The organism is Psychrobacter sp., assembly GCF_030457785.1.
In the GTDB taxonomy this organism is placed as follows: domain Bacteria; phylum Pseudomonadota; class Gammaproteobacteria; order Pseudomonadales; family Moraxellaceae; genus Psychrobacter.
The window spans coordinates 1-9,985 of sequence record NZ_JAKDUI010000087.1; the positions used below are offsets into that span (position 1 = coordinate 1).

8 protein-coding genes are annotated in these 9,985 nt (G+C 42.9%); 4 read left to right on the forward strand and 4 right to left on the reverse strand.

What is annotated here, in order from left to right; all coding sequences use genetic code 11:
- Window positions 1–54 precede the first annotated feature (54 nt).
- Window positions 55–1,452, forward strand: a complete 1,398-nt coding sequence (locus L0J61_RS05870) for a DUF2868 domain-containing protein (RefSeq protein ID WP_301465401.1) — start codon at window positions 55–57, stop codon at window positions 1,450–1,452.
- Between the two features lie 127 nt (window positions 1,453–1,579).
- Window positions 1,580–3,334 (forward strand): DUF3482 domain-containing protein, encoded by a 1,755-nt coding sequence (locus L0J61_RS05875; RefSeq protein ID WP_301465402.1) that lies wholly within the window; start codon window positions 1,580–1,582, stop codon window positions 3,332–3,334.
- A 71-nt stretch (window positions 3,335–3,405) separates the two neighbouring features.
- Here the strand turns inward: L0J61_RS05875 and L0J61_RS05880 are convergent, their stop codons facing one another.
- The 3 genes from L0J61_RS05880 to L0J61_RS05890 form a co-directional block, all read right to left on the reverse strand.
- Window positions 3,406–4,419 (reverse strand): ArsA family ATPase, encoded by a 1,014-nt coding sequence (locus L0J61_RS05880; RefSeq protein ID WP_301465403.1) that lies wholly within the window; start codon window positions 4,417–4,419, stop codon window positions 3,406–3,408.
- Between the two features lie 70 nt (window positions 4,420–4,489).
- On the reverse strand, window positions 4,490–4,723 hold the full coding sequence (locus L0J61_RS05885) for a cory-CC-star protein (RefSeq protein ID WP_301465408.1): 234 nt from the start codon (window positions 4,721–4,723) through the stop codon (window positions 4,490–4,492).
- Between the two features lie 199 nt (window positions 4,724–4,922).
- Complete coding sequence (locus L0J61_RS05890) at window positions 4,923–6,602, reverse strand: carbon starvation protein A (RefSeq protein ID WP_301465404.1); 1,680 nt, start codon at window positions 6,600–6,602, stop codon at window positions 4,923–4,925.
- Between the two features lie 339 nt (window positions 6,603–6,941).
- Here L0J61_RS05890 and L0J61_RS05895 point away from each other — a divergent pair, with 339 nt between their 5' ends.
- Together L0J61_RS05895 and L0J61_RS05900 are read left to right on the forward strand one after the other, a co-directional pair.
- A complete protein-coding gene (locus tag L0J61_RS05895; RefSeq protein WP_301465405.1) occupies window positions 6,942–7,610 on the forward strand; it encodes a hypothetical protein in 669 nt (222 codons plus the stop codon).
- Window positions 7,611–7,727: 117 nt separating this feature from the next.
- Complete coding sequence (locus tag L0J61_RS05900) at window positions 7,728–8,291, forward strand: hypoxanthine-guanine phosphoribosyltransferase (protein ID WP_301465406.1); 564 nt, start codon at window positions 7,728–7,730, stop codon at window positions 8,289–8,291.
- A gap of 68 nt (window positions 8,292–8,359) precedes the next feature.
- On the opposite strand, the gene recD is transcribed toward L0J61_RS05900, so the two are convergent.
- The coding region (gene recD / locus L0J61_RS05905; RefSeq protein WP_301465407.1) for an exodeoxyribonuclease V subunit alpha at window positions 8,360–9,985 on the reverse strand (1,626 nt) is incomplete at its 5' end.

Here is a 9,985-nt window from a genome sequence, read left to right on the forward strand (position 1 = left end):
ATATATTGAGTAAAATCACCCCAATATTTTGTTGTAAATGGATGTCGGCGCGCTATGCTATCACCCCAAGATCAACTGACTGAATTGGTACGTACGTTAGAGACTCAGCAGCACGTCTTTACTACTGATCCATTACTCATTACTGAAAAGTTACAAGGCGAGGATGGGAAGCCAATCCAGAAGCTTCACCGACGTGCGTCACGTATTGATAGCAACGGTGCGTTGGCACAAGTATTGGGTAAGATTGATGGTCGTACCAAAGGCATCATGGTCATCATGAGCGTGGTATGGTGCATTTCAGGATTTTTAGGATTATTCACCTTACTACAGACCAACGTGGTTAATTTCTTTTATGTACTGGTTTGTTTGCTTGGTTTCCATACTATTATGCTGGCAGGCTGGTTAATAATGACACTGATTAATCAAGGCAAACAGTCTTCAAATTGGTTTGCTAGTTTCGTCAGCCCTAGTTACCTTATTCGTGGTAAAGATGATGTAACACTAGCAGCGGTCAATTTATATGAGCGTCAGCTGCAACACAGTGGAATGCGTTGGTATCTGGGCAGATTTAGCCATCAGCTTTGGCTCGCTACATTGACAGGAATGCTGTTAGCGATCGTGTTTTTGTTGATCGTGCGTCAATATAGCTTTAGCTGGGAGTCTACTCTACTAGCGGATCAAACGCTAATCGGCCTGACAAACATGCTTGGCTGGCTGCCCAGCATGGTGGGTTTTAGTGTTCCAGACAGTACTGCTGTCATAGAAAGTAGGCTGGCCGCCGATGCGATGTCATTATCCGCTGCTCGGCAGTGGGCTGGCTTGTTGATTGGCAGTCTGTTGATGTACGGTATCGTACCACGTGCGTTGGCTTGGGCATTTTGTGCGCTGATGTTTCGTCGGCAAAAAATGCGTTTAGATATCAACCTACCCTATTATCAAAAGATTTTGAGCTTTTGGCAACGTCAAGTGGTGGATGCTGATGACTTTAAAGAGGAAGTCGTACCCGTGGCACCAAAAGCAGACGTCAGCGCTGGCAAGAAGCTTGTTGCTTTACTTGAATATCCTTCAACACAGGAAAAATGGTGGCAGCTTGATGACGATACTATCAACAATGCTATGGACAACACTACGAATAATGATGTTGAAAACTTTGGTATTGTAGACGGTCGTGAAGATATGGATCGACTAACCGATTATTTGAATGATAATCCTGTACAGGTTTTACTTGGTATTCACAGTAAAGCGTTGCCCGATCGTGGCACATTGCGCAAACTTGATCGTATAGCAGAACACGCCAAGGACGGACTCATTGTGCAGCTACTACAAGATACTAAACAGCCAAACTCACCTCCAAATTCAAAATCGCCTTATTCCGACAGTCTGGATGTACGTTATCAACAATGGCAAACTGCATTATCTGCCCGAAATATAGGTCTAGTTACTGTTGTCTAATGTTACTGCCTGATTAATCTCTAGTCAAAGTAAACTCTAGCCAGTGTAGAGCCTTAACAAAGACAAGATGCCAGTTCAGTTAATAGCGTCGGTGTTTTTAAAACAATGATAAATATAAGATAAGACTATGAATAATGACAATCATAATAACCAGTCACAGAATCAGAAACCAGCGGGTCTTTTTTCCGATATGGCTTTTGATGCACCACCAGAATCAGAAACTGAGACTCATATAAAACAATCAGACTCAGATGCATCATCGTATGCACCCAAGCCGATGGGCTCTCAGAATGATCAGCCTTATAATCAGCGCCTAGAGAAAAAGGTAACTACTACCCACGCTAGTAGTATTACAGATGAGGCCAATCAAACCATTTCCGCTAAGAAAACAACTGTCTATGGCGAGCCTTTAAAACTGGCAGTCGTGGGTCATACCAATACAGGCAAGACGTCTATCTTAAGAACATTACTACGTGATGTGTATTTTGGTGAAGTCAAAAATGAAGCCGCTACCACCCGCCATGTCGAGCAAGCTCAACTGACAGACAGCCAAACGGGTGAAGTTTTAGTAACCTTATATGATACGCCGGGTTTAGAGGATGCTTCAGGACTGATGGATTGGCTTGAGGACAATACTGCCAGTCGCCGTGATGGTATCGATCGCTTGCAGCAGTTTTTGGCGGCAGATATCGCCCAAGGATCTGATAGCAGTACATCAAAGCATCAGCTACAAGATTTACAAAAGTATGACTATAGTCAAGAGGCCAAGGTAATCCGGCAGCTTTTAGCAAGTGATATGGCCATATATGTGGTCGATGCGCGTGAGCCAGTATTGGGTAAGTATAAAGATGAGTTGGCAATATTGTCTTGGGCAGCGATACCAGTGATGCCTGTGTTTAATTTCACTGACAGTCAGGATGCCAATATCGATGATTGGCAAACGATGCTGGCACGACGTAACTTGCATATCTCCACACGCTTCGATTCTGTGGCGTTTGAGTTTGAAGACGAAATGCATCTATGGCAAAACCTGGCTACCATGCTCACCCATGCTGAAATGCTTGAGCATCTGATGGTCAGACGTACAGAGAATTGGGCACAACTGTATGATGAAGCGAATATTATTGTTGCTGACTTTTTATTAAATGTCGCTGCCTTTGTTCGAGAAGTAAGCGATGACGATGACCCTATGCCAGTGTTGAAGGAGATGCAGGAAGCCGTCAGGCAGAGTGAACGTGCCATGCAACACAGTCTTCTCAACTTATATAAGTTTTATGACAATGCAGTGGCTGTGACTTCGCTTGAATTACAAGCATACCAACAAGATCCTTTTGATCCTGAACTCCTAAAAAGCTATGGTATTCGCACTACCTCAGGGGCTGCTGCTGGTGCATTGCTAGGATTGGGCATTGATGCGGCAGCACTCGGAACCACATTAGGATTAGGAGCAGCGATAGGAGGTATCGCTGGCGGTCTATTATCTAACACCAGCAGTATCGCTGATAAGATTACTGGGGTGAAACGTCTGTATATCGATCCTGCGACCCTGACCCTGCTGGCCACTCGCTCGATGGATCTGCTCACTGCCATTCGTCATCGTGGCCATGCAGCGACTGATGCCACTCAGTTATTATACAAAGGTGAGATAAGTGGAGTTGATACCTCAGCTACCGACGACAATAAAGATGAAGAAGACAACGTGATAACCTTGTGGCCAACTCATAAGCTACCAAGTGAGTTAAAAAAAGCACGTGGTAAGCCACAATGGTCATCACTCAGCAGTGGCAAGTCCGAACAAGCTCAGTTATTACGCGCAGACATGGCATGGTCACTTTCTTCTAAGTTACAGACGCATAAATTGCAGACATATGGTCATGATTAGCCGTTGCTAGAGTTGTTGAAAAAAGACACCAAAAAGTTAAACGCCATACTAACAGCGTCTGCGGCTATTTATCATACTGGGCTCAATAGTGCATTTAGTGCTTCAGTGCCACGTATGTCTGTTTGTTGCAAGTAAATCGGGTATAACGGATAACGGACAAAGCTTTGCTCTATATCCTGCATGAGCTGCTGCTGACGATCTGCACGGCGTTGCCAAAACTCATCAGATTGAGTTGGCTTAATCAGCTGATTGATGACGATAGCCGCTGGCGTGAGCTTACTATCTTCTAATTGCTCGATTGCACGTCTGGTCTCAGCCAAAGGAAGCACATCAGCTGTCATTACCAGTACAATTGCTGTTTTTGTGCGATCATGTAGCAGCTGCCCTGCCTGACGAAAAAGCTGTTTTCGTTTTTCTAATACAGACACTGCCTGTTCCCATCGATCTGATTTCTTCTGAGCAAATGGGTTTGCCACATCGTGCTTTTGATGTTTTTGGTTATGGCTATCTAAGTGATTGGTCACTGAGCGTAATTTTGCTTGTCGCCGCTGCTGCGCGAGCAGACCATCTGTCCATGCGCCCATCATCTCTGGTAGCACTAGCAACCGTAAAGTATGTCCTGTCGGTGCAGTATCAAAAATAATATGCTCATAGTTACCACTGGCAGCTGTAACCAAGTGCTGGCACATAGACTCCAGCATCGCTGCTTCTTGGGCACCTGGAGCTGACTTTGACAATCGTAAATGTTCACGAATTTTGGGCATCATGTCTGGGTTTGCATAGGCTTTGATGGTGCGCTCAACTTGAGAAAAGTGCTGGTCGACGATGGTATCAGGGTTGAGCTCGATTGCATCGAGATACGGCGTGATCGCTGTCGCTTCATTATTCAACTGCACATTTAAAACGTCACCCAAGCTGTGTGCCGGATCGGTTGAGACGACCAAGGTTTTTTGCTGCTTTCCTGCATAATAGCTGGCAAGCGCAGCTGCCGTGGTGGTTTTCCCCACCCCGCCCTTACCACCGATGAATTTAATTGGTTGATTGGCCAGTTGTTCTACCAGTGTATGTAAATCGTGTAATGCCATAGTACTTCCCCACCTTCCTACATCCTAGTGTGAATGATTAAATGCTTCTTTCTTATAAACCGACCACAGGTTAACAGCAACCAACGTGGTCGAAAGGACATCTATCCATACCCATTCTGGTATGCCATTCGTGAAAGTTTTCTAAAAATAAGGGTTGAAGCTCTAACGTATAAAAGCTAGCAGGGTTATCAATGCCTAGGCTCTCGGCAAACATAAGCAACATAAAGAAATCTTCTTCGTCACGGGCTGCGCGTGCCATCGTCTGACGGTAAGGCGCATGGTAAAACTCATTGAGCCCTGCCATGAAACGTTGCCACCAAGGTTGAGTACCTTGTTCGGTACTTTGTTCAGTATTTTCTAGTTCCGTTGGTATGATTTTATTTTCCATATTTTACTCGCATTCTGATTGTTGCTGATTATCCATCATGCCTATCTGATACAAAAAACGCCAGCAATTGCGCTAGCGTTTTTTATTTGGATACATACTTAATAAACTCTAAGTATTAGTCATGACTCTTGCCTCTGTGTAACGACCACTCTTTGCGCAGCACTGACAGACTCTCAAAGGTCACTAAAATAGTGGCTACCAAAATAACGATATCCATAATAATGAGTAGCCAATTACCATCTATGAAGAAGGTTTTAAGTTGAATCAATAATGCACAAACTGTCATAACCAACAAGAAAGTCAATGGCCCTAAGGTATACCAAACTGGCTTACCTTTACGCAACAAGATGATAGTGACAATCATCAAGGTTAAGGCTGCCATCAGCTGGTTAGTCGTACCAAATAACGGCCAAATAATCATGCCGCCAGAACCATCAATACCACCGGCACCAAATGCTAATAGTAAACAGGTTCCGACTGCTAATAACGTAGCGACTACACCTTTTCTTAAAATAGGTAAGTTATAGAACTCACCAAATTCTTGGAAGATGTAGCGTTGCAAACGTACACCAGTATCCATGGTAGTACCTGCAAATAACGCTGCCATTACGGTGAGAATCGTCTGAGAAAGTACTAAGTCAATACCTACACCAGAATTCAATATGGAAGCACCACCGTCAATAAATGCTCCGATCGAGCCGTCACCAAATTTTTGATATACGGCTTGCCAATCGCCCAGAGTTGCGAAACCTGCTGTTGCGGCCAGAATTGCACCCATGGCCAGCAAACCTTCACCCAGCGCACCAAAGTAACCTACAAAACGGACATCCCCTTCTTTATCTATCTGTTTTGAGGTCGTACCTGTTGCTACTAGACCGTGAAAACCTGATATCGCACCGCAAGCAATCGTTACAAAAAGCAAAGGAATAAGAGAGGGGGTGCTAGCTGGTAATGCCGTATTTATAGCAGGCGCTACAATATCGGGCGTTCCTATAAATATAGCGCCATATAACAATATCAAACCGATAAATAATTGGAGACCATTAATATAATCACGTGGTTGCAGCAGCATCCATACTGGCAATAACGAAGCAACAGCTGCATAACTAAATAAGATTAGAATCCATACTGCATTGTCAGGGAGACCAAAAACAGTCTCAGGTAAAGCAATAGGAAACATGGTACCAAGGTATATCAGCCCGTATAGCGCAGTTACCCCAAGAATTGAAACCCAAATCAGGTTCATCTTATAGCGATAAATACACTGACCAATAACCACTGCGACTGCTAAGGCACCCCAAACTGGCAATACAGCAGATGGTGTTTTGATCATCATATTAGCGATAGCAACGCCAAATACTGCATTGACCATCAGCAGTACTAAAAAGATGACAATCATCATTAAACTGCGTACACGAGTGCCCATGACAGTACCAGCAATGGAGCCAATGGATTGGCCTTTATTGCGCATACTTGCCCAAATAGCTGACATATCATGTACGCCGGCCATAAAGATTGTGCCAAGTACGACCCAAATGATGGCAGGTACCCAACCCCAAATAACAGCAATTGCAGGACCAATAATCGGTGCAGCGCCTGCTACTGATGTGAAGTGATGTCCCCATAACACATACTTATTGGTAGGGACATAGTCTACCCCATCCTTCATCGTATGAGCAGGTGTTGGACGACTGTTGTCCAATGCTAGTATTTTTGTGGCGATAAATTTTGAATAAAACACGTAACCGCAGAGCATAGCAGCGACGCCAAAGAGTAGTACGATAGCACTATTCATCCCATCTCTCCCTAGACAAGTAGTAGATAGCCTTATGAGTTCAAGCTTTTTGAATCAAACTATGTAAAATATGATAAATTAGTGTGCGGTAAGCAAGGCTGCTCATCCGTTAACAGCGCATGATATCTATATTTTAAGAAAATTACTAGCCAAAACCTATATATTTTAAGGGCTATAAGAATTCAGCTAATGATATATGACTACAATATAAAAGGCTGAGAACAAACATTTGAAACGGTTAATTACGTGTTTTTCATGTGTTCTTCACGTTTTTATAGTCACATTCTATGGTGATTATCGCATCATTCAGGAATCAAAACAGTAAAAAGAGGAAGTATAATGGCACATTATTTCGGATTTGTACCTTCAGATAAATTGAAAGCGTTGATGGTAGAAGCAGAACAAGTCCTCGAATCAAACGAACCAGTAGATTACTATCCTTATCGTGATGCACTCACCCATCAAACCGCACGTGATTTGATTGACAACTTATTGGTAGAATTGGTCGATATTATTCCAAACTCTGAGCGTCAAGCCGCCATGCGTAAAATCGTCGGAACAGTCGAAAAAGCGGCGGATACGTTGCTCAATATTTTGTTGGGTAAGGAAAACAATGAAGAAGTACTGCCAAGTTTTCACTTCTTGAGAGACCGCGCTACTTTTGTTGATAATGAAGGCGTTACACGTGTTGGTTTTAAGCTATCAGAAGCTGATGGACAAATTATTGAAAATGGCTTTTCTGCTATTACGCCTGAGCACACCGATGTAGACTTGTTTAAAACGGCGCTAGAAACAATGAATGAAGAGACCTTGACTCATTTTATTAGCCGTTATGCCGAAACGTTGAAACTGGGCATGATTAAAAGAAAGTCAGTACCTGTTGCCAAAGCCGCAATTGATAAAGGCATGTCTATGGCATTAAACAAATTATTACCTGACTTGCCAGACAACTCGCTAAACCGCTTAGCAAATTATTACCGCCCCTTCATCATAGAAAAGCCTGAATAATATGGTGTAATGAACGGAATAAGGCCGTAAAAAATGCACTGTTATTATGGTTGTAGTGTTAGGAATATTTATTAAAATTTGCTAAAATAGCTCGCACTTTTCTCAAAGGCGCAACTCATGACCCAAATCAATAATCAAGAGATCGAAAAAACCTTACGCAACTCAGAGTGTCTTATTAGCAGCATCGAAGTTGCTGCTGCATACGAACGTCTTGCCGCTCAGCTAAACCTACATTATGCGGGTCTTAACCCTATTGTGATGGTAGTTATGAATGGTGGATTGATTCCAGCCGGACAGTTACTGACTCATCTAACATTTTATCATCGTATGCATTATATCCACGCCACCCGTTACCGTGATAATGAAGGCACAGATGAGCTTGACTGGAAATATAAGCCTGATGTCAGTATCGAAGGTGAGCATGTGTTACTGATAGACGATATTTTTGATGAAGGTGTCACGTTAAAAACTGTCGTTGAAGAGTTAAATAAAGAAAACCCGCTATCACTAGAATCTTGTGTTCTACTAAACAAGCAACATGATCGTAAAGTTGAAGACTTCGATGTTGATTTTGTGGGTATCGATGTCGCAGACCGCTATGTATACGGTTGTGGTATGGATTTCCATGGTTACTTGCGTCATCTTCCTGGCATTTACGCCATCAAAGAAGACAAGGTTTAAGCTTCTGGCTTCGTTTAACCAATAATAAAAAAGCATCCAATTTGGATGCTTTTTTATTGTCTGCTAGATTATTTTATTAATGTTGCAAACTGCAACCCCAAACCAGTCTGCCGCTTAGTCGGTGTAGACAGCGCTCGTGTTAATGCCGATTCAGTACTAAACACCGACACTTGTTTTTTTGCGCGAGTCACTGCAGTATAGATAAGCTCTTGGCTTAATAATCGTGCATTATTGTTATCAAAGCTAATAGCCACATGTTCAAATTCAGAACCTTGAGACTTATGAATCGTCATTGCATAAGCAGTCGCAACCATCTCATCACTCAGCATATTGATGTTAATACCCTGTTTCTTGTTTTCAAAAAACACCTGTAGTCGTCCCTGCTCTGTCTGTAGGCAAATACCTATGTCTCCGTTAAATAGTCCGAGTTCATAATTGTTTTGCAACACCATCACTGGCCGACCGTGATACCAAGACCAAGTTGATTTAGATAGCTTTATTTTAAGGTGTGACTTGTGTTGATCACTTAGATAGCTGTTAATTTGATGATCTCCGCAGTAACCATGATGTCCAGCAGTTAATATTCTAAACTGGTTAAGTGACTCTATCAACGCGTTAAAATCATCAACGCGCTCTTTGATTGGTATGAGATCTGCTTTTTTGATTTTTTTTAGATATTTTTCGGTCAATTTGAAATAATTGTGATAATTGCTTAGGCTATTTTTTATCTTATCTTTTGTCTTTTCCAGTTCAACATCGTTTGACGTCTCTGAATCTAAAAGATGATAGAACTTTAACGCCTCATCCTGCTGGAACAGTTGCCAAACAGCTTGCATACGTTCTGTACTATGCCGCTCTTGTTCTGCTTGATTGATCAGTCTTGCGAGCTTACCAATACCTGATTTTTCGTCAAACCGTCGACTCTCCACTAGGCATTGATGTACATCTTGCAGTACCGGCAAACGACACAAATCAGCCAGTACTGCCCCTGCATCAACTGCTGCTAGCTGATTGGCATCACCGAGTAGTATTAGCCGTGCGTCAGCTTTTACAGCGCTCACTAAATGATTGGCAAGCTCCACCCCAAGCATAGACGCCTCGTCCACAATAATAATATCCTCGCTGAGAGGGTTGTCCTTATGATAGCGAGGTCGCCCGCCCTGCCCAATACCTAGCAAACGGTGGATGGTTTTTGCTTCAGGTAATTGTATGTCGACGCCCGCTAGCTGTATGGCGTCCTGCAACGACTCTTGCATACGCTGGGCGGCTTTCCCTGTTGGTGCAGCTAATGCTAGGTTTGCTCGTGAGTTGGCTACTAGAGAGTCTTCAGGCTGTGCTTGCTGTAATGCCATGACCAACTGAGCAACTGTAAAAGTCTTACCCGTTCCTGGTCCACCAGTAATGATACTAAACGCTGATTGGTTTGCCATATTAATGGCGTCTTGTTGCTCTTTATTTAGTAGCGGATTGGTAGAAATCGGAAGTGCTGTAATCTCTTGGTTTTTAATGCGTAAGACATGTTTGGCTAAGGCGTATTCTGCCTGCCAAGTTCGCTGTAGCCACAGAGTAATGTTTAGTGTGTCAGTTTCTCGGTTTTTGTTGATTTGATAAACAATCGGGTTAGTAACATTTTTTTCATCTTCTGTAAATTTTACAAATAGTGGATGTTTTTGGATTTCCTTCTCAAAATTGCT

Bases quoted from the DNA above. Each gene is read 5' to 3' on its own strand.
- L0J61_RS05870 (WP_301465401.1), top strand. From the start codon at position 55: ATGCTATCACCCCAAGATCAACTGACTGAATTGGTACGTACGTTAGAG.
- L0J61_RS05875 (WP_301465402.1), top strand. From the start codon at position 1,580: ATGAATAATGACAATCATAATAACCAGTCACAGAATCAGAAACCAGCG.
- L0J61_RS05880 (WP_301465403.1), bottom strand. From the start codon at position 4,419: ATGGCATTACACGATTTACATACACTGGTAGAACAACTGGCCAATCAA.
- L0J61_RS05885 (WP_301465408.1), bottom strand. From the start codon at position 4,723: ATGGCAGGGCTCAATGAGTTTTACCATGCGCCTTACCGTCAGACGATG.
- L0J61_RS05890 (WP_301465404.1), bottom strand. From the start codon at position 6,602: ATGAATAGTGCTATCGTACTACTCTTTGGCGTCGCTGCTATGCTCTGC.
- L0J61_RS05895 (WP_301465405.1), top strand. From the start codon at position 6,942: ATGGCACATTATTTCGGATTTGTACCTTCAGATAAATTGAAAGCGTTG.
- L0J61_RS05900 (WP_301465406.1), top strand. From the start codon at position 7,728: ATGACCCAAATCAATAATCAAGAGATCGAAAAAACCTTACGCAACTCA.